Genomic DNA, 19,198 nt, shown 5'->3' on the forward strand with positions numbered 1-19,198 from the left:
TATCTGCCTCCTGTTTCAGACCTGTCTGCCTCCTGTTTCAGACCCGCCTATTTCTCCAAATCGACTTCGATTTCGCCGGTGACGCTCCCGGCGAGACGGGCCGCCACCACGCCGTCGGTATACTCCGTCTGGAACGACCCCGACCACTCCAGTTTCTCGCCCGCGGCGACAGTGCGTCTGAGTATCGTGGACTCGTCGTCGTCCGCGATGCCGGTCGTCGGCCAGTACAGCGCCGCGAGGAACTCCCCGTCGTTCTCCGAGACGTTCTTCGCCACGAACGAGACGTCCACGCTGTACTTCTCCACCGTCGCGTAGAACGATTCGAGTTCGAATCTCGGCGCGGGTCGGGCGAGTTCCGCGAGCGCTTCCTCGGGCAGCGACCACTCGGCGGTCTCGCCGCCGTACCGACAGCGGATCGCGGCCTCGCTCGCGTCCAACGGCGACAGCGGTTCGAAGACGACCCAGCCGACCGTCCCGGCCGTGGCATACGTGTCGCCGTACCGGACGTCTCCGCGCTCGGCGAGGGAACTCGTGTAGGCACCTGTCGTCCGCTTCTCGATTTCGACCGCCGAATACGCATCGCCGTCCACGACGAGTTCGAAGGCGTCGTACTCCGGGTCGGCTTTGGCATCGACTTCGTTTCCCTGCTGGCTCTGCACCTCGGCGACGACGAACTGTTTTCCGTCCGACTGTAGAATTCCGCCCGACCCCATGATGGACTCGTAGGCGATTCCCTTCGCGACGGTCGGGTTTGCAACGGCAACGCGCACCTCGCCGAGGGTCTTCACCGACGATTCTGGTAGGGAAAACGAAGCACTTTCCGCGGTGGTCGTGTCTGGTGGGGAGTCGCCGGTCGTCGATTCGTTCGCGGTGTCGGTCGATGTGGTCTTGGTGTCCGTCGGCGTGGGAGATTCGTCCCCGGTTCCACCTGAATTTCCGCCGAGACAGCCAGCGAGTCCGGCCGACAGCGCGCCGACCGCGGCGAGGAGTTGGCGTCGATTGGAGGGCATCGGTCACGAATTTTACGTAATCGGATATATGTTTTCTGTCTGGGACTATCCCGAAACTGTCTCCTTCGGTTCCGTTCTGGTGGGTCCATTGTTGATGGTTTCGGTGGAGATTGGGTATCCTCGAAAGTCCCCGCCACGCTCGCTAGGCAGTGGTCTTGATTTCATTGTGATTGCAACAACTGAGTAAACGTCCCAGAAAGCCCCCGCCTGCTCGCGACGAAGTGGAGTTGGTTCTTCTGTGACTGCAAATACAGACGTCAATGAAACCGCAACCGCAACTGCACCGCATCAGCCACGTCCTCCCCAACCGATTCGCTTCGCTCATCCACCGTCAGAGCGACGCTCTGACCAGCCATTCGTTCGTTTCTTCGTCACTCACGAAGACCTCGCGCGCTTCACCGGGGCGACTCGGACGAAATGTCCTCGTCGTCCCGCCAGCACGCGCCAGAATGGATAACCCGATTCCACGAAACGCTCTCAAAATCGGCTATTGAAAAACCCGGTTTCGGAACAGCTCTGTTCTTCAGACAGGCGTCCCGAACGCGTAGACGGTCTGGTGGCCCGTGACTTCCACGTCGAGGAAGTCGCCGGGTTCGATGCCGTGGTCGGAGGCGTGCTGGACGATGATTTGGCGGTAAGCCTCGTCGCGGCACTTGACCGAGTCGCCGGTGCCTTCCTCCACGACCATGACGCGCTTTTCGGTGCCGACCATGTCGTCGTAGGCGGCCCCGACGATGTCCATCTTGAGTTCGGACATGGCCTTCGAGCGCTCCTTCTTTTTCGTGCCGCCGAGGCCCTTCATCTTCGCGGCGTCGGTGTTCGGGCGCTTCGAGAACCGGGTGACGTTCAGCTTCTCGGGGCGCGTCTCCCGGAGGAGCGCCATGCTCTGTTCGTGGTCATCGTCGGTTTCGGTCGGGAAGCCGACGATGAAGTCCGTCGAGAGCGTCCAGTAGTCGAGGTACTCGTCGAACGTCTCCACGATTTCCACGTACTCTTCGACCTGATGCTGGCGGCGCATGTCGCCGAGGACGTCGTTCGACCCGGACTGGACCGGCGCGTGGATGAAGTTGTACAGTTCGTCGTTCTCGGCGAACACTTGCGCGAGTTCCTCGCGGATGCCGTGAACGCCCTTCGGGTTCGCCATGCCGACGCGGACCCGAAAGTCGCCCTCGATTTCGTTGCAGATGCGGTCCAGCAGGACGTGCAGTTTCCGCTCGCCGCGGTCCCAGCCGTAGACGCCGGTGTCCTGTCCGGTAATCCTGAGTTCCTTCGCCCCCGCGTGGACGAGTGCGCGGGCCTTCTCGACGTTTTCCTCGACGGACGGCGAGTCGATCTTCCCCGTCGCGTGCTTCGTGATGCAGTACGAACAGTCGGACATACACCCGCGGGCGATGGGGAGGATGCCGACCACGCCGTCCAACACGGGTTCGACGCCGGGGCCGGGGGTCGGACACTCGCCGTTCGTGACCGCCGTCGGCACGTCGTCCCAGTGCATGATTTGGGCGTTTACGTCCTCGGTTCGGAACTCGTCGCCCTGCGCCAGCGCCATACACCCAGTGATGATGAGGTCCGCCGTCTCCGATTGCAGTTCTTTCGCCCGGCGAACCATGTTCCGCTCCGTCTTCTCCACGACAGTACATGTGTTCATTATCGCAACGTCGGCCTCCTCGGGACCCTCGACGCGGTAGTGGCCAGCGTCGCGCAGCGCGGACTCTATCTGGCGACTCTCGCCGCGGTTCGAGGTACAGCCGTACGTTTCGATGTGATACCGGGCCATTCACTCCTCGATTTCGGCTACGCGAGCAAAAGGGCGACGATTGCGGGTCATATCGGGATGCGTACAAGGTTCGACGAGGAGAAAACTTATTATTTCCTATCGAAAACGACGCGTAATGCGCCCTCCATCACGACGGGAATTTCTCGCCGCTCTCGGCACGGTGGCGACCATTTCGGCCACTGCTGGCTGTATGTCCACCGAATCTCGGTCGGACGACGCGGCCTACGCCGCCGGGGACCGGACCGACTGGCCGACGGCGGGACACGATGGGGTAAACACCGGCTACAACCCGAACGGACGGGGTCCGCGTTCCGCTCCCTCCGTGGCGTGGAAGACGAGTCTCGGGAGGACGACCGGACCGCCGGTCGTCGCCGGAGGGCGAGTCTTCGTCCCGGACGCGGAGAAGATCGTCTGTTACGATGCGACGGACGGAACGAAACGCTGGGAGCACCGACCGTCGGGCGACGGAAACATCTGGTCGGCAGCGACTGTCAGGGACGGAACCGTCTACGTGAGCGGTCCCGACGATTCGGTGACGGCGGTGGACGCGGAATCGGGAACGAAACGGCAGGCGTTCGAGACAAAAGGTCGGGTCTCCGCCGCACCGCGCCTCGACTCCGAAGGTGAGTCGCTGTTCGTCGGAACGAGCGACGGCTGGATTCACTGCTTCGATTTGGAGGAGAACGAGGAACGCTGGCAACAACAGGTGTACGGGGAGATAGATGCGCCACTGGCGCTGGCACACGACCGCTCCCTGTTCGCCACGACGTACTGGGGTGAGGTGTACGCCTTTTCCGCGACAAACGGCGGGCGGATGTGGCGGCGGAAACTCCCGAGCATCATCACCGCCACGCCGACGCTCATCCAACAGTCGCTCTACGTCCCCTGCTTCAAGGGACAAGTGTTCTGTCTCGATACCAACGCGGGAGCGGGTGGCACGAGGTGGAAGACGGACCGCGGTGGAAACGTCTCTACACACCTCGCCATCGCGGGCGGAACCGTCTTCGGCGTCACCGCCGACGAACTCCACGCCGTCAACGCCGAATCCGGCGAGTCTCGTTGGTCGTTCGGGCTTTCCGAGGTCAGCACGTGCTCACCGGCGGTCGCGGGCGATACCGTATACGTCGGCGACGGAAGCGGGACGGTGTACGGCATCAAGACGAGCGGCGGGTCCGGGGTCGGCGACACCCGATTCGGCGCGAAGCGGTGGAAAATCCGTCTCAACGGGCCGGTTCGGGACGCGTTCGCCGTTGCGAACGGAACGCTGTTCGCCGCCACCGATCCGGGCGAAAACGCGCCGATGCTGTACGCGCTCCGAGAGGACTGAGTGCCCGTCGGGTCCTGTCACCGGTCTCACATCCGACGGTAATGGTCCGTATCCTCGCACGCCGAGGCGGCCCAATTCCCGGGGAAAGCTGACTTTTCCGAGGCTTTTCGCTTCCCTTTCAATAGTCGGATTTTCGTCATCCGATTCTTGGATCTCTTTTCTCTCCGACAATATCGCTCGTGAAAACCGAACGGACTCATTCGACGTTACTCCGAACTGTCCCCGATTTAGGCGGCCAACAACAAACTGGCTGTAGTCCAACCAACCGTGTGAACCACGCGATTAGCGTGGGGAGAAAACGAACATGACACAATACGACATCATCTTACAGGCAGGTGGACTACCGGGGTGGGTACAAGACCCTCTCAGCGGATTCATCGCGTTCCTGCCGCGACTCGTAGGAGCGGTCGTCGTCCTGCTCATCGGGTGGGTTATCGGTCGCGGGGCCGCCGCGGTCGTCCGCCGAATCGCCGACAGAATAGAACTCGACAGAATGGTGCTCGACACGCCGCTCGGACGGATGTTGGGCGGCACCGAGGGTGCGGTATCGGGTGCGTTCGGTAAACTGACCGCGTGGTTCATCTACGCGCTCGCGATCCTCGCGGCGGCGAACGTGTTGGCGATTCCGCTGCTCTCACAGTGGGTCGCTACCGCGGTCTCGTACCTTCCGGCGCTTATCGCGGGACTGTTGGTCATCGTGCTCGGATTCGTCGTGGCCGACTTCATCGGCGACGCCATCATGCGAACGCAAGCGGCGACCCACACGGACTACACCAATTGGTTCGCTACAGGGACCCGACTGTTCCTGTACTTCACCGCCATCGTCATCGGTCTGGACACGATGGGAATCGACGTGGGTATCCTCTACCTGTTCGCTCGCGCCCTCGCGTGGGGCCTCGCGGCCGCCATCGCCATCGGTGCCGGCGTCGCGTTCGGGTGGGGCGGACGGGACTACGTTGCCGAGCACATCGACAACTGGATGAGCAGGGCTCGACAGGGCACTCCGAGTCCGCAACCGAGCGACGACGACTGAAGGGGAACTCCGCGGAAATCAGCGGTATCTACCCGCGGAAGTCCTCGACGATTTCGACGCCGCTGCTCGCGCCGATGCGCTCCGCGCCAGCGTCGAGCATAGCCTTCGCTTTTTCGTAGGCGCCGATACCGCCGCTCGCCTTGACGGGGAGGTACTCCGCCATCAGTTCCACGTCCTCGATCTCCGCGCCGCCGTCCGCGAATCCCGTCGAGGTCTTGACGAACGCCGCGTCCGCCTCCTTGGCCAAGCGGCAGGCGTCGTGTTTCTCCTCGTCCGTGAGGAGCGCCGTCTCGATAATGACCTTCACGGGAATCGGCACGGCGGCGACGAGTTCCTCGATGTCGGCCCGCACCGCGTCGTGGTCGCCGGCCTTCAGTCGCCCGACGTTGATGACCATGTCCAACTCGTCCGCGCCGTCGTCCCACGCGCCGACGGCTTCGTCGCGCTTGGCGTCCGTCGCGTGCTGCCCGTGCGGGAACCCGACGACGGTCGCGAGGGTCACGTCCGGGGCGTACTCGGCGGCCTCCGCGACGTAGCACGGCGGAATGCAGGCGTTCATCCCGTACTCCTCGGCGTCGTCCAGTACCTCCTGCACGTCCGCGAGCGTCGTCTCCGGTCCCAACACCGTGTGGTCGATTTTTGCAGCGAGTTCGGATTCGTTCATAGCGGGGTGGATGGCCCGCCCCGGTAAAAATCCCGCTATCCCCGGGACACGACCCACAGCGTTATTCCGAGTCCGAGAAGCAACACGGCGTAGGAACCCGCGGCGATAGCGGCATCCGCGGTCGTCGGGTAGCCGTCGATTTGGAACGTGATCGCCTTCCGAACCAGCGCGATGATTCCGGCGTACACGGTCGCTCGCACGACCCCAACCTCGCCCTCGGATTCCACGTAGGCGATGACCGTCCGATAAATCTCGGCGACGATGAACAACAACAGGACGATGTCGATCAGTTCGAGGAGGGCCTGCGGGTCGGTCGCCCGACCGGTGCGGAGAAACGAGAGCGCGAGGAACCCGAAATCGATGAGGCCGACGACGAACAGGCCGACGAGGAGGTAGGCGGCGACGAGTTCGGCGACGCGCATCATCGACTCCGAGGCGGCTATCGGCGTGTCGAAATCCATGTCCCCCGTGCAACTGCCGTGAAGGTAGAATTTCCGCCGGACCATCTTTTTCACCCCGAACGCCATAGAATCGCACATGAATGACCCCGACGTAACTCCCTCCGTCGCCACCGCCGCGGACGACATCGCCGAGATGGAAATCCGCGGCGCGGCGACCATCGCGGACGCCGCGGCGGCGGCCATCGGCGAACAGGCCCAAGCCAGCGAGGCGGACTCCCCGGAGGAGTTCCGCGCCGAGATTCGCGCCGCCGCTCGGAGACTCCACGAGACCCGACCGACCGCGGTCAGCCTTCCGAACGCACTGCGCTACGTCCTGCGGGGAATGGAGGGGGATACCGTCGAGGAACTGCGCGAAAGCATCGTTTCGACCGTCGTCGAGTTCCGGCGGGAACTCGACCAAGCGCAGGACAACCTCGGCCAAATCGGCGCGAACCGCCTCCGCGACGGCGACACCATCATGACCCACTGCCACTCGACGGACGCGCTCTCCTGCGTCCGCCGCGCGCTGGACGACGGCAAGGAAATCAGCGCCATCGTGAAGGAAACACGGCCCCGAAAACAGGGCCACATCACCGCCCGTCAGCTGCGTGACTGGGACGTCCCCGTCACGCTCATCGTCGACAACGCGGCCCGCCGATATCTGGACGACGCCGACCACGTGCTCGTCGGCGCGGACTCCATCGCGGCGGACGGGAGCGTCATCAACAAGGTCGGTACCTCGGGTCTGGCCGTGAACGCCCGTGAACGCGGCGTTCCGATCATGGTCGCGGCACAGACGCTGAAACTCCATCCGGGGACCATGACGGGTCACACCGTCGAAATCGAGATGCGCGATCCGCGAGAAATCCTTCCCGACGACGAACGGTCGAAGGTCGGCAACGTCCGCGTCGAGAACCCGGCGTTCGACGTGACCCCGCCGCGATACGTGGACGCCATCGTCACCGAACGGGGACAGTTCCCGCCGGAAAGCATCGTGACGCTGATGCGAGAAATGTTCGGAGAACAACAGAACGGTGAACCGTGGGACGAGCCGTAAAACCGGCAGGCGAAACGGTGACGGTCTGCTCGTTCCGCTCCTTGCGAAGGGAGCACACAGACCGCAAACCTTTCCACACCTCCGTTCGCGTGTCGGAGTATGGTACTGCCGGACGGGTTTGCGCTTCCCCCACTATCGTATCTTCTGCCGCTTTTGCTGGTCGTCGTCGCGGTCATCTGGTCGCTTCGACGTGCGGAACCGACCATCTCGGAGCGGACCATCGTGTCGCTCGCACCGTGGATGGTCGTCGGCGCGGGACTGAACGCGCTGTACCAGGTTCCGGGCACGCCGATTCCGGACGTCCTGCTTCCGTTGTTCGGAACGCCCGCCGTCTACCTCACGACGTTCGCTTTGGCCGGGGGCGTCTGGTTGCTCTCGCTCTATCGGCTTCGAGTTCCCGTCCCGCGCGTCCTCGCCGGCGTCGGGATGTCGGGCGTCGTCGTCGTCCTCCTCGTCGCGTTCTGGTACGGGTTCCAGCACGGCAGTCTCCGGCTGTTCTGGCCGTTCGTCGCGCTCGTCGTCGCCGTGGTTCTGACGGGGGTCCTCTGGGTGGCGACGCAGTTCTTCTATCCCGACGTCGCCATCATCACCGGTGCGGTCGGTGCCCTCACGCTGTTCGCCCACGCGTTGGACGGCGTCTCGACGGCCGTCGGCATCGACGTTCTCGACTTCCGCGAGAAAACGCCGCTCTCGCAAGCCATCCTCGAAATCGCCCATTCGCTTCCCATATCGAACTCGGTCGGCGTCGGTTGGCTGTTCGTCCTCGTGAAACTCGCCATCGCGGAGTTCGTCGTCCTCCTGTTCGCGGATTACGTCGCGGAAGAACCGACGGAGGGCTATCTCCTCTTGGGCGTCGTCGCCGCCGTCGGATTGGGACCGGGTGCGCACAACCTCATCCTGTTCGCCATCACGGGCTAAGTCGGCAGGATTTTTTACCACTGATGGGTATCACGAACGGTATGTCGCCCACGAACCGCTCCGGAGGGATGTCATGGTTCGAGTCGTAACCGCGGGCCACATCAACTGGGACGTGACGCTGAGCGTGGACGCCCTGCCCGAACCCGACGGCGAGGCGCGCATCACCTCACAGCAACGCTCCGGCGGTGGAAGCGCCGCGAACGTCGCCGCGGCACTCGCAGGCATGGACGTTTCCACCGGTTTAGTCGGCAGTATCGGGTCCGACGAACACGGGTTGTTGGTTCGGCGCGAACTCACGAACGCCGGCGTGGACTGCACGCACGTCATCGAAGTCGCGGGTATCGAGACCACGACGAAGTACCTCATCGTGGACGAGGGCGGCGAGGTGATGGTTCTCGGAAACGAGGGGGCGAACGAGACCATCGCGCCCGAGGACGTCCGCCCCGAGTACGTTACGGGGGCAGAGCACCTCCATCTCACCAGCCAACGCCCGGAGACGGCGGCCGAACTCGCACGAATCGCGACCGAGGCCGACCTATCCGTGAGCTTCGACCCCGGCCGTCGCCTCGCCGAACGGGACTTTTCGCGGGCGCTCGCTTACTCCGACATCGTGTTTCTCAACGACCGCGAAGCGGAGACGATTCTCGACGGCGATCTGGAACACCCATCCTCGGAACTCCACGGTCGCGTCGTCGTCATCAAGCACGGACGTAGGGGTGCGCGGGTCGATACGACGAAGGGCGTCTGCACGCACCCCGGATTCGGGGTCGAGTCGGTCGATTCGACCGGTTCTGGCGACGCCTTCGCCGCCGGGTTCATCGCGACGTTGCTCGATTCGAACGACTACGAGCGGGCGCTGGAGTACGCCAACGCCTGCGGCGCGCTGACGGCGATGGCGGCGGGTGCGCGAACGGCCCCGACCCGCGAGCGCGTCGAGGCGTTCCTCGACGAGCGGTATTAAACCTCGTTCGGTCCGTCCGCGCTCTGTACCTGCCAGCCACCGCGGATTCCACAGGCTTCCCGAACGTCGTAGTCGATGGTGGTGTCCGGTCCCATCCGGTCGCCCCCTTCGACCCGTTCGACGCGAAGCGGCACGTCGAGCGTGTCGCCACAACAACCGACGTCGAGGAACTCCTCCCAGACGTCACCCTCGTGAACGGCACCTTTGGTCTTCCCGAGGTATGCCTTGAAGTGTCTCGTCCCGACCTGAAAGCGCCCCCAATCGCTCAGGTCCTCCGGATACGAGACGACGACTCGGGTCGCCTGTTCGCCCTTCGGTTCGCGCTCGGTTTTCGTGTTCGTCCCCGACATAGGTAGTGCAAGGGGCCGGAGACAATTATGCCTTCGCGCGGTTTTCACGTTTCGTGTTGGTGGTTTTACCTGATGGGTTGTCCAGTAGTAATTAAGAAGGCTTATTCAGGGTCGTCACGCACCCATCGGTTATGGTAGAGTTTCAAGTACCGGAGGTCGATTATACCCGGTACTCGAATCGGCAACTTGCGGGGATTCCCCTCGCCATTCTCGTGCTGGCGTTGCTTGTTATCGCCGGTTGGTATGTGACCACCGGCGCACCAGTGACGCCGGGCATCGATTTTACGGGCGGGACCGAAATGAGAGTGCAGACGACTGCGTCGCAGTCCCAGATTCAGACTGCTTTTGACTCGGACGTCGCGTCGGTGACGCCGTCGGCGACGTCGAACAACGTCTACATCGTGACGTTCCAGGATACAGACACGAGTTCGCTCACGTCCCAAGCGAACAGCGCCGGATACGAGGTGCTCTCCGTACAGAGTACGTCCGCGAGCTTCGGGTCCAACTCCCAACAGCTCGCCATCTACGGCATCGTGGCGGCGTTCGTGGGCATGAGCCTCATCGTCTTTCTCATGTTCCGGTCGTTCGTTCCCTCCATCGCCGTCGTCATCTCCGCGTTCAGCGACATCGTGATTCCGGTCGCGCTGATGAACGTCTTCGGCATCGAACTCTCGTTGGGGACCGTGGCCGCGCTCCTGATGCTCATCGGGTATAGCGTGGACTCCGACATCCTGCTCAACAACCACGTCCTTCGGCGGTCCGGCGACTTCTACGAGAGCACGTACCGGGCGATGCGGACCGGCGTGACGATGACGGTCACGTCGCTCGCCGCGATGGCGGTGATGACCATCGTGGCGTTCATTTTCCAAATCGGCCTGCTCACGTCAATCGGCGTCGTCCTCGTGATGGGACTCGCGACCGACCTGATGAACACGTACATGCTCAACCTGAGCCTCCTTCGCTGGTACAAGTTCGAGGGGGTGGCGCGATGAGCCTCCGTGACAACTGGCGCGTCGGCCTGCTCGTCGTCCTCCTGCTCGGAAGCGCGTTCGCGCTCTTCGTCCCGCAGGGTGGGAACGGCAACGGTAACCTCGCCACGAACAGCACCGGCCCGACCAACCTGAAGTACGGACTCGAACTGGCCGGCGGGACGCGAATCCGCGCACCCGTGAACGGCGTCACCGCCGAACAGGTGACTTGGCCGAACGGGACGAGCAGAACCGACGTTCAAAAGGCAATCGCCGGGGACATCCCCGGCGTCACCCAGTCGGACGTGGGGATTCGGAGAACGAACACCCAGAGTACCATCGAGGTGTTCGCGGACAACGTCACGACGGGACAGCTGAAGTCGGCGCTCGACAAGGAGAACATCGGATACGAAACCGTCCGCGAGGGCGTGACCGCACAGACGCGCGAGGAGATCGTTCGCACGTTGAACGACAAGATTTCCAAGGCCGGACTCTCCGGCGGGCGCGTTCAGCAGGTCACCGCGACGAACGGGGAGCATTTCATCCAGATCGAGATGCCCAACGCCAACCAGTCCGAGATGGAGGAGTTGGTCACGAAGCGCGGGCAGGTCTCCATCGTCGCACACTACCCGACCGACAACGGAACGGGGGCGAACACGACTGCCATCACCCAGAATGGAATCTCCAACGTCGGACCCGCACAACAGGTCGATAACACGTGGAGCGTCAGCGTCTCGCTCACCGACGACGCCGCGAAGCGTTTCGCCACCGTGATGAAAGAACGCGGATTCACCAGTTCGGAGGGAATCCGAGCATGTCGATATCCACAGAAACCCGCGGACGAGGCGGGATACTGTCTCTACACGGTCGTCGACGGAAAGGTGGTGTCCGGCGTGAGTATGGGTGACCTCGCACAATCCATCAACAACGGCGAATTCGTCAATAACCCGACGTTCTCCATTCAGACGGGGAGAAACGCCTCCGAAGCCCGTAAAATCCAGATTAACCTGCAAGCCGGTGCGCTTCCGGCGGCCCTCGACACGGAGGCCGGGTCCACGACCTACCTCAAACCGAGCCTCGCGAGCCAGTTCAAGTTCGACTCGCTTCTGGCCGGTATCGCGGCCGTCCTCGCCGTCAGCGGCGTCGTGTTCCTCCGCTACGGGAAACCCGAGGTCGCGCTGCCGATGATTCTGACCGCGCTCTCCGAGGTGTTCATCCTCCTCGGCTTTGCCGCCGCCGTCAGTCTCCCGCTCGACCTCTCGCACATCGCCGGATTCATCGCGGTCATCGGGACCGGGGTGGACGACCTCATCATCATCGCCGACGAGGTGATGAGCGAAGGTGCCGTCAATTCCTCGCGCGTCTTCCAGTCGCGCTTCCGCAAGGCGTTCTGGGTCATCGGGGCCGCCGCCGCGACGACTATCATCGCGATGAGTCCGCTGGCGGTGCTCGGACTCGGCGACCTGCAAGGGTTCGCCATCATCACCATCCTCGGCGTCCTCATCGGCGTGCTGGTCACGCGACCGGCCTACGGTGACATCCTCCGCTACCTGCTGACGGACAAGTAACGCCGTCGCGCGACCTTTTTCCCGTTCGTTCGAAGCGGTATTCAACCTCTACGAACACCGTAGGGTCCGTCTACTCTCGAAACGATGGTCGAGTTATAACAGCGACCACGTCGAACGCGGGACGATGTTAGAACACCTCCAGCACGGCAGACGACGCCTCGCCGTGGAGATGGAGCGGTTGCGGTTGCGTCCCGACGCTCTCCCCCGAGATGCGACCAGCGCGGTGCGCACGCTCCCCTCCGAACCGGCGGTCCTCTTCCTCTGCCTCGGAAACATCTGTCGGAGTCCGATGGCCGAACGCTACCTTCGAGAACGCCTGCAGGAAACGGAGTACGACTGTTCTTCGGTTCGTTCCGCCGGATTCATCGAAAAGGAAGGGCGGTCGAGTCCCGACGACGCCGTGACCGTCGCGTCGGAGTTCGGCGTGGACCTGACCGACCATCGTTCACAGTGCGTGGACGAGACGCTCCTCGGGGAGAGTGACCTCGTGTTGCTGATGGACGCGTGGAACTACTGGTATCTGAAGCGGGATTACCCCGATTCGCTCGGGAAGGCCCATTTCGTCCGGTCGTTCGAGATTTCGTCGGAGTTCGAAATCGAGGACCCGTACGACGCCGACGAGGACACGTTCCGTCGCGTGTACGGCGAAGTCACGGACGCGGTGGACGCGTTTCTGGCGACGGTGGAGGAGGAATGAGCGTCGTCGTCCCGGCCATCGCGGCGGGCAGTAGCCTCGCGTGCATCAGGTCGCTCGGCCGGAAGGGAATTCCGGTCATCGCGGCGGGTGAATCGGCCGACTCGCCGGCGTTCACGTCGAAGTACGTGGACGAACGGGTCTCCCTTCCAGCGCCGACGGAGGACCTGGACGGCTATCGGGACGGCCTCCTCTCGCTTGCCGAGCGTCCCGACGTGGAGACCCTCGTCCCGCTCCGGGAACCCGAGAGTTACGTCCTTTCGAAGCACCGAGACGAGTTCGCGGAACACGTCGGGACGCCGTGGCCCGACTTCGAAACGATGGAGTCCGCCCGGGACCGAAATCGGCTGTTTCGACGCGCGGAGGAAGCGGGCGTTCCCGTCCCCGAAACCGGCCTCCTCACGGAGTGGGACGACTGGAGCGAGGAGACGGTCGTCAAATCCCGGTACACGGTGTGCGTGGAGGACGGCAAGACGGCGTACCCCGACGTTCGGTTCGTCTCGGAGGAACCCGACGCGGACCGTCTCGCCGACGAGATGGGCCACGTCCCCATCGTGCAGGAGTGCATCCCGGACGGAACCGAGTACGGCTTCTTCGCCCTGTTCGACCGCGGCGAACCCGTCGTCACCTTCCAGCACCGTCGGGTTCGAAGCTACACCTACTCCGGCGGGGCGAGCGTCTTCCGCAAGTCCGTGTCGGACCCGACCCTCCACGAACACGGCGTTCGTCTCCTATCGGCGCTCGACTGGCACGGTCCCGCGATGGCCGAGTTCCGACGCGACCCGCGCGACCAGCGGTTCAAACTGCTCGAGGTGAACCCGCGCTTCTGGGGGTCGCTCCAACTCGCGGTTCATTCGGGGGTCGATTTCCCCCATCGGTACTACCAACTGGCCAACGGCGTTCGGAGGCCGGACTACGGCTACACGGTCGGAACGGGCAGTCACATCCTCCGAGGGGAACTCGTCTACCTCGTGAGCCTCCTCCGCGACGACTACGAACACGTCGAGCGCCCGTCGGTCCCGCTGGAAGTCGCTCGGGTCCTGCGCTCGCTGCTCACCGACCCCAACTTCGACTACCTGTCGATGGACGACCCGGAACCGTTCCGGCGCGACGTTTCGAACCTCGTCTCGGAGTTCGCGCCGTCGGAGTCGAAGCCGTTGCGGCGGGCGGTGTCGGCGGTCCTCGGAAAATAGGTCAGAACTGGCCGAGTCCCGATTGTTGATGGGCGGCCAGCGCGTCCTTGCTCGTCTGCCACGAGACGCGAGCGCAGTCCGGGAGTTCGCCGTTCGCCTCGACGTATTTGCGGAGGAACTCGCGGGTGGTGGGGTCGCTCGGGTAGCCGCTACCGACCGCGCCGTGTTTCTCGGCGAGTCGGGCGACGTGAGCGTCGCGCTCCACTTTGGCGACGATACTCGCCGCACCGACGATGGCGTGGGCCTCGTCCGCGCCGTGTTCCGCTTCGATCTCTATCTCGGGGCCGACTTCCGCCGCGACCCGCCGAGCGAATCGGGATTCGCTGGTGTCACAGGCGTCCGCGATTCCGCGTTCGCCATCGGAGACTGTTCGGGATATCGCCTCCCCGTGGGCCGCGACGGTCAGGGTGTTCATGTCCGTCTCGGGGTCGTCGATTCTCGCCGTGGTGATCTCCGCGACGCCGACCCCGACGGTTTCGTCCGCTCGAATCGCGGCAGCTAACTCCTCCCGGCGCTCCGGCGAGAGGTTCTTCGAGTCGTCGATTCCATCCGGTAAGTCATTCGGGTCGTCGATGGCGACCGCCGCGGCGAACATCGACCCCAACACCGGCCCGCGTCCCGCTTCGTCTACCCCGAACACGCTCTCACGGTGGTCGCGGAACCACATGGTCGTTACTGATCGGGTCAACGCTGTGGAACGGTCGAGGACGCGGCGGAGCGACAAAAAATGCGGTTCGGCTCCCGTTCAGGGGCGATGAGGCCCCGACTGCCGCGGAACAAACGGCTTTCGCGGTTCGACCGAGATGCTGCTGACGGGCAACCCCTGCTCGTCGAGGACGGCGTGAATCGAGCCGAGAAGCTCCTTGTCAACGTCGTCGGCGTCGATGCCGCGGAACCGGAGGCCGACCTGTTTGATGGCGATACGCTTTTCCGGAGAAGGTTCGTTGTCGGACATGCTTCGATAGCCTCGAAGCAAACGGGGTCAGTGTTCCTGCACTGGCCTTTCGGCGGATACCCCGATTTGCTTCATGCGACATATCAAACGGCGGGGAGTTAATTCTATTGGTTTGGTGGGTCTCAGGTGAAAAATCCGGCCGCCGGAAACGCGGACGTACGCCGTTATTCGAGCAGGAAATCGTCGTGGTCGAAGGGTGCCTCCTCGCCCTCCACCGCGACGACATCCAGCGCGGTTACGTCCGCGCCGACGCCGAGGAGACCGGCCAGACTCGGTTCGGTTCGTCCCTCGTCGCCGCTGACGAGTTCCTTGATGTACAGGCCGCCCTGTCCGTGAATCTCGACTTCGCCGTGGCGCTCGTCGTCAAGATGCCCTTCGATACTGTACACCTCGCGTACGCGGGTGAGGTTGGCTCGGCGGTGGTCCACCCGGTTCGGGGTGAACTGCTCGATGGTCGCGCCGTCCAACTCCTCGACGGCCTCCGCGAGCGCCGCCTCCGTGACGGGTTCGTCGAACTCGACCTGCGCGCGGTAGGTCTTGCTGGCGTCGTGGCCCTTCACGCGCTCGACCATGTCGTGCGTGGCGAGGCGAAGTCCCTCGACTTCAGCCTTGCCGTCCGCGAACTCGTTGATTTCGCGTTCGAGTTCGTCCGTGTTCGGGTTCCGTCGCCGTGGCTTTTTCACCTCGATGGCGAACGGGCGGCCCGTCCCGAGCATCAGGGCGTCCACGTCTTCCCGGCCCGCGCCGTGGAAGATGGCCTCCTCGCCGTCCATCGCGTCGAGGACCGGCGGGGTCGTGAGTTGTTCGACGCTCTCGTCGTAGAGGAACCCGCTGCCGCCGCAGTAGTCACACGGTTCCTCGCCGCCGCCCTCGGCGAGTTGCTTGCCCGACCCGCCGCACTCCCGGCAGGGCCACTTCGTCTGAGGGATGTCGCGTTCCAGCTTTCGATAGCGACCGAAGACGAACGCCGGGTTCACCTGCACATCCACGTCCCCACGTTCGAGGTTGAGGAGTGCCAGCACGTCCGGGCGCTCGAAATCGACCTCCGTGTCAGTGAGTCGCCCGACCCGTTTGCCCACTTCGCGGTTGAACTCCGATTTGAACAGTTCGCCGGCGTCCTCGGGGAGGTCGGCCAACTCGCGGAGGAGGCGCTCGTTCTCCTCGACCAGCGGCGGTGCACGCGTCCCGACCTGATACGTCTCGAATCCGATGTCGGAGAGGGCTTTCGCAACCCGTTCCGCGTAGTCGTCGTACTCGTCGGTGAGTCCCTCACAGACCCAACACTCCCCGTCCGACTCCTCGAAATCCTCGTCGTCCTCCAAGGCGACCGCGACACGGAGGGAGTGACCCCGCTCGTCGTTCGTCAACCCGAAGCTTCGGTCGGCGAACTGCCGACCCAGACAGGCATCGCACACGGGGTCCTCCGCGATGACCCGCCGCGCCGCCGAAAGTACGTCCATGTCTCACCCGTGGGAGTCACGCGGTAAACCGGTTTCCGATTCGAACGGCAAACCGGACGGCCCGACCATCGAATCCTTCTCGTGTCACTGTTCTGCCAACTCCTCTAGAATGATGTAAATCAGTCAAAAATGACATTACATCGGAAAAAACAGTGTTGCAAACTCATTTGTCAAGGCGTATACGCAGGCTGTGTGAGGAATCGAAGGGGCTATATGCGTGGTGACGCAGTGTGACGATATGCCTTCCGAGCCGCCGTTTGTCTCCGTTATCATTCCTGTCTACAACGATCCACGGGGCATTCGGATGACTCTCGACGCCGTTCTCGATCAGACATATTCGGCGACGGACTACGAAGTGTTGGCCGTGGACAACGGTTCGACCGACGAGACGCGGGACGTTATCAGGAGCTACTGCGAGGAGTATCCCGACCGCGTGCGACTCTTGGTGGAAGACGAGATTCAAGGTCCCGCGGCCGCTCGGAACACGGGGGTCGCCGAAGCGAAGGGGGAACTGTTCGGGTTCATCGACGCGGATATGACCGTCGAGGAGACGTGGCTCGAACACGCCGTCCAGTCGATGGAGTCGAACGACTGGGACTACATGGGGTGTAACGTCGAGATCTACGTCGAAGAGGACAAGGACACGCTCACCGCCAAATACAACCAGATCTTCGGCTTTCCGATCCAGAAGTACATCGAAGAACAGCATTTCTCGGGAACCGGGTGCCTCTTCGTCCGCAAAACCGTGTTCGACGAGGTGGGGAACTTCGACGACCGATTGTTCTCCGGCGAGGATCAGGAGTTCGGCAACCGGGTGTACGACGCCGGATTCGGTCAACACTACCAACCCGCGATTACGATGTATCACCCCGCCCGCTCGTCGCTTCCCGCGCTCCTGAAAAAGCACTTCCGTCTGGGTCGTGGCCGGGCGCAGATGCAACGCTACCATCCGAGCCGGGTACAGAAACCGAGCCTTCTCAACCCACGAAACTACCTCCCGCCGCATCCGATTCGATTCTACAAAAACGTCACCGAAAGCACCTCGCTGTCGAAGGCCGACGTGGTCCTGCTCTTTTTCATCGCGTACCTGAAACGCCTCAGCGCCACGACGGGCTGGGTCTACGAACACTTCGGCGAAGGCGAGTAATCAGTCCCGGTCGAACGCGCGTTTGAGCCCCAAACCGGTGACGCCCGCGAGGCCGTCGAGGACACCGAATCGGCCTGCCCGCCGCTTCTTTCGCCGTTCCACCCGGGTCGCTCACCCGCCCGAATCGGGACTCTCCTGCTCGGTTCCGGTCACGGTCGGTCCCATCGGCTGGCCGTTCGCGGCGTACATCGGTATCGACTGTGCTTCGAGGCCGACGTAGTTGCCGGAGCAGGTCTGAGTGTTGTTGATGATGAACGGTTGGCCGATTTCGATCTGCTTTTTGTTTCCGTTCATGTAGAGGTCCGTCCGCACCGACTGCTGTGACGTGCTCTTCCTCCCGATATTGTCGACGAAGACGCCGTTGTACACTCGCGTTTCGTTCGCGTTCCAGTTCGGGAAATCGCACGTCGAGACGACGTCGGGACTCGCCTCTTTTTTCTTCACGTCTGCGACGATGACGAACTGCCCGGCGTAGTTGTTCTCGAACAGTTTCGACCGCCGGGCGACCATCTGTCGCGTCGTTCTGTTCCGCGCCGGGTCGGTCGTGGTTCCGTCCTGTGCCGTTACCGCCGTCGATGCGAGGGTCGCACCGACGACGCTGCTCGCTCCCGCGAGGAACGTCCGTCGTGTGTGTCGTGTCTCGTCGGTCATGATTCACTGGCTCCTTCGGCGAGGATACGACGACTATCTGTCATGTAAGCGCTGGGGCCGACGAGGGAGGGAAGCGGTGTGAAACCCATCCGTCGCCCTCGTTCAGAAACGACTTACGCCCGCCGGGACGAGTGGGGGTATGCGACAGTTCATCGTTCTCGGTCACGACGCCCCGACGACGCCCGATTTCTCGCTCGACGATTTGGCGGGCGGGGCGGGGCGACTCGACGCCCTCTGTCGGTGCGTCAACAGCGCGTTCTTCCTCTCGCACGATTTCCGAAGCGACGTGCGCCTCTTTTTAGTCATGCAGGACGAGCTGACGATTCGCTTCGAGGGGAGCGAACTCCGGCGTCTCAACCCCGACGAGCGAAGCACGGCGGCGCTCATCCGCAAGGCGTTGGAGGCGAAATCCGAGGCCATCGGCCACATGGAAGCCGAAAGCACGCCCGGCGTCTTCGTCTCGAAGCGCGATTTCGAGACGATTCTCTCCGAGGCGAACGGGAAGGCCACCGTGGTCGAACTGCACGAGGAGGGAACGCCCGTGGTCGACCTCGAACCGCCGGAAAATCCGTTGTTCGTCCTCTCCGACCACGGCGACTTCACCGACGAGGAGGCCGACCTGCTGACGGAAGCCTCCGACGCACGGGTCCGACTCGGTCCGTCGCTCCTCCACGGCAATCACGCCGTGACGGTCGCTCACAACTACCTCGATACGGACGGCTACACCGACTACTGACGCCCCCGTTTCGCAACCGTTAAAGGTGGGTGACTCCATCTTTCAATCGCGGGCCGGTGGGGTAGCCTGGTATCCTTCGGCCTTCGGGTGGCCGTAACCGCGATTCGAATTCGCGCCGGCCCACTACCTTTCCCGCATTCTCAAACCGCCGAGCGACAGCGAGGCGTTTCGAATGCGGGAAAGTGGATCGCCAAGCGAATTCGAGTAAACGAGACGCAGGCCCGGGAAGCGAACGCGAGTGAGCGACCCGGAACGTCTCGTCCGGTTCGAATTCGCGTCGGCCCATTCT

21 protein-coding genes and 1 tRNA gene are annotated in these 19,198 nt (G+C 63.3%); 13 read left to right on the plus strand and 9 right to left on the minus strand.

The window, feature by feature from the left end; all coding sequences use genetic code 11:
- Positions 1–47 precede the first annotated feature (47 nt).
- Positions 48–1,010 carry a hypothetical protein gene (locus ACGYLY_RS01265; RefSeq protein WP_395283721.1) on the minus strand — a complete coding sequence of 321 codons (963 nt, stop codon included), beginning with the start codon at positions 1,008–1,010 and terminating at the stop codon, positions 48–50.
- A gap of 260 nt (positions 1,011–1,270) precedes the next feature.
- Between ACGYLY_RS01265 and ACGYLY_RS01270 the strand changes: the two genes are divergently transcribed.
- Positions 1,271–1,504, plus strand: a complete 234-nt coding sequence (locus ACGYLY_RS01270; RefSeq protein WP_395283722.1) for a hypothetical protein — start codon at positions 1,271–1,273, stop codon at positions 1,502–1,504.
- 29 nt (positions 1,505–1,533) lie between these two features.
- Here ACGYLY_RS01270 and ACGYLY_RS01275 read toward each other — a convergent pair whose 3' ends face one another.
- Positions 1,534–2,787, minus strand: a complete 1,254-nt coding sequence (locus ACGYLY_RS01275) for a tRNA (N(6)-L-threonylcarbamoyladenosine(37)-C(2))-methylthiotransferase (protein WP_395283723.1) — start codon at positions 2,785–2,787, stop codon at positions 1,534–1,536.
- Positions 2,788–2,902: 115 nt separating this feature from the next.
- Between ACGYLY_RS01275 and ACGYLY_RS01280 the strand changes: the two genes are divergently transcribed.
- Positions 2,903–4,114 (plus strand): PQQ-binding-like beta-propeller repeat protein, encoded by a 1,212-nt coding sequence (locus ACGYLY_RS01280; RefSeq protein WP_395283724.1) that lies wholly within the window; start codon positions 2,903–2,905, stop codon positions 4,112–4,114.
- Between the two features lie 304 nt (positions 4,115–4,418).
- A complete protein-coding gene (locus ACGYLY_RS01285) occupies positions 4,419–5,147 on the plus strand; it encodes a hypothetical protein (RefSeq protein ID WP_395283725.1) in 729 nt (242 codons plus the stop codon).
- 28 nt (positions 5,148–5,175) lie between these two features.
- Here ACGYLY_RS01285 and deoC read toward each other — a convergent pair whose 3' ends face one another.
- Together deoC and ACGYLY_RS01295 are read right to left on the minus strand one after the other, a co-directional pair.
- Entirely contained in the window at positions 5,176–5,811 is a 636-nt protein-coding gene (gene deoC, locus ACGYLY_RS01290; protein WP_395283726.1) for a deoxyribose-phosphate aldolase, read from the minus strand.
- A gap of 35 nt (positions 5,812–5,846) precedes the next feature.
- Positions 5,847–6,350 (minus strand): phosphate-starvation-inducible PsiE family protein, encoded by a 504-nt coding sequence (locus ACGYLY_RS01295; protein WP_395283727.1) that lies wholly within the window; start codon positions 6,348–6,350, stop codon positions 5,847–5,849.
- Between ACGYLY_RS01295 and ACGYLY_RS01300 the strand changes: the two genes are divergently transcribed.
- From ACGYLY_RS01300 to ACGYLY_RS01310, 3 genes are all read left to right on the plus strand, one after another.
- Positions 6,349–7,308, plus strand: coding sequence for a ribose 1,5-bisphosphate isomerase (locus tag ACGYLY_RS01300; RefSeq protein WP_395283728.1), 960 nt, complete (start codon positions 6,349–6,351; stop codon positions 7,306–7,308). The two genes, ACGYLY_RS01295 and ACGYLY_RS01300, sit on opposite strands and share 2 nt — an antisense overlap.
- A 99-nt stretch (positions 7,309–7,407) precedes the next feature.
- Complete coding sequence (locus tag ACGYLY_RS01305) at positions 7,408–8,226, plus strand: DUF63 family protein (RefSeq protein ID WP_395283729.1); 819 nt, start codon at positions 7,408–7,410, stop codon at positions 8,224–8,226.
- 73 nt (positions 8,227–8,299) lie between these two features.
- Entirely contained in the window at positions 8,300–9,187 is an 888-nt protein-coding gene (locus ACGYLY_RS01310) for a carbohydrate kinase family protein (RefSeq protein ID WP_395283730.1), read from the plus strand.
- On the opposite strand, the gene ACGYLY_RS01315 is transcribed toward ACGYLY_RS01310, so the two are convergent.
- Positions 9,184–9,537 carry a hypothetical protein gene (locus ACGYLY_RS01315; protein WP_395283731.1) on the minus strand — a complete coding sequence of 118 codons (354 nt, stop codon included), beginning with the start codon at positions 9,535–9,537 and terminating at the stop codon, positions 9,184–9,186. The two genes, ACGYLY_RS01310 and ACGYLY_RS01315, sit on opposite strands and share 4 nt — an antisense overlap.
- Positions 9,538–9,668: 131 nt before the next feature.
- On the opposite strand from ACGYLY_RS01315, the gene secF reads away from it, so the two are divergent.
- The 4 genes from secF (at position 9,669) to ACGYLY_RS01335 (ending at position 13,960) form a co-directional block, all read left to right on the plus strand.
- Positions 9,669–10,529, plus strand: a complete 861-nt coding sequence (gene secF, locus ACGYLY_RS01320) for a protein translocase subunit SecF (RefSeq protein WP_395283732.1) — start codon at positions 9,669–9,671, stop codon at positions 10,527–10,529.
- Complete coding sequence (locus ACGYLY_RS01325; RefSeq protein ID WP_395283733.1) at positions 10,526–12,073, plus strand: preprotein translocase subunit SecD; 1,548 nt, start codon at positions 10,526–10,528, stop codon at positions 12,071–12,073. Before secF ends, ACGYLY_RS01325 begins: the two co-directional genes overlap by 4 nt.
- A gap of 124 nt (positions 12,074–12,197) precedes the next feature.
- Positions 12,198–12,770, plus strand: a complete 573-nt coding sequence (locus ACGYLY_RS01330; RefSeq protein WP_395283734.1) for a low molecular weight protein-tyrosine-phosphatase — start codon at positions 12,198–12,200, stop codon at positions 12,768–12,770.
- Positions 12,767–13,960 (plus strand): carboxylate--amine ligase, encoded by a 1,194-nt coding sequence (locus ACGYLY_RS01335; RefSeq protein ID WP_395283735.1) that lies wholly within the window; start codon positions 12,767–12,769, stop codon positions 13,958–13,960. Before ACGYLY_RS01330 ends, ACGYLY_RS01335 begins: the two co-directional genes overlap by 4 nt.
- A 1-nt stretch (position 13,961) precedes the next feature.
- On the opposite strand, the gene rnhB is transcribed toward ACGYLY_RS01335, so the two are convergent.
- The 3 genes from rnhB to ACGYLY_RS01350 all read right to left on the minus strand — a co-directional run bounded on the left by rnhB (position 13,962) and on the right by ACGYLY_RS01350 (position 16,375).
- Positions 13,962–14,627: a ribonuclease HII gene (gene rnhB, locus ACGYLY_RS01340; RefSeq protein ID WP_395283736.1), complete on the minus strand. Its 666-nt coding sequence runs from the start codon at positions 14,625–14,627 to the stop codon at positions 13,962–13,964.
- A 78-nt stretch (positions 14,628–14,705) separates the two neighbouring features.
- On the minus strand, positions 14,706–14,915 hold the full coding sequence (locus ACGYLY_RS01345) for a hypothetical protein (protein WP_395283737.1): 210 nt from the start codon (positions 14,913–14,915) through the stop codon (positions 14,706–14,708).
- A 164-nt stretch (positions 14,916–15,079) separates the two neighbouring features.
- Positions 15,080–16,375: a tRNA pseudouridine(54/55) synthase Pus10 gene (locus ACGYLY_RS01350; RefSeq protein WP_395283738.1), complete on the minus strand. Its 1,296-nt coding sequence runs from the start codon at positions 16,373–16,375 to the stop codon at positions 15,080–15,082.
- A gap of 238 nt (positions 16,376–16,613) precedes the next feature.
- Here ACGYLY_RS01350 and ACGYLY_RS01355 point away from each other — a divergent pair, with 238 nt between their 5' ends.
- Positions 16,614–17,522: a glycosyltransferase gene (locus ACGYLY_RS01355; protein ID WP_395283739.1), complete on the plus strand. Its 909-nt coding sequence runs from the start codon at positions 16,614–16,616 to the stop codon at positions 17,520–17,522.
- A gap of 111 nt (positions 17,523–17,633) precedes the next feature.
- Here the strand turns inward: ACGYLY_RS01355 and ACGYLY_RS01360 are convergent, their stop codons facing one another.
- Positions 17,634–18,173 (minus strand): hypothetical protein, encoded by a 540-nt coding sequence (locus tag ACGYLY_RS01360; RefSeq protein ID WP_395283740.1) that lies wholly within the window; start codon positions 18,171–18,173, stop codon positions 17,634–17,636.
- Between the two features lie 139 nt (positions 18,174–18,312).
- Here ACGYLY_RS01360 and trmY point away from each other — a divergent pair, with 139 nt between their 5' ends.
- Both trmY and ACGYLY_RS01370 read left to right on the plus strand, forming a co-directional pair.
- Positions 18,313–18,909, plus strand: coding sequence for a tRNA (pseudouridine(54)-N(1))-methyltransferase TrmY (trmY, locus tag ACGYLY_RS01365; protein ID WP_395283741.1), 597 nt, complete (start codon positions 18,313–18,315; stop codon positions 18,907–18,909).
- A gap of 50 nt (positions 18,910–18,959) precedes the next feature.
- Positions 18,960–19,032, plus strand: a tRNA-Pro gene (locus ACGYLY_RS01370).
- The last annotated feature ends 166 nt before the right edge of the window (positions 19,033–19,198 follow it).

The sequence above is a fragment of the Haladaptatus sp. CMAA 1909 genome (assembly GCF_043952005.1).
In the GTDB taxonomy this organism is placed as follows: domain Archaea; phylum Halobacteriota; class Halobacteria; order Halobacteriales; family Haladaptataceae; genus Haladaptatus.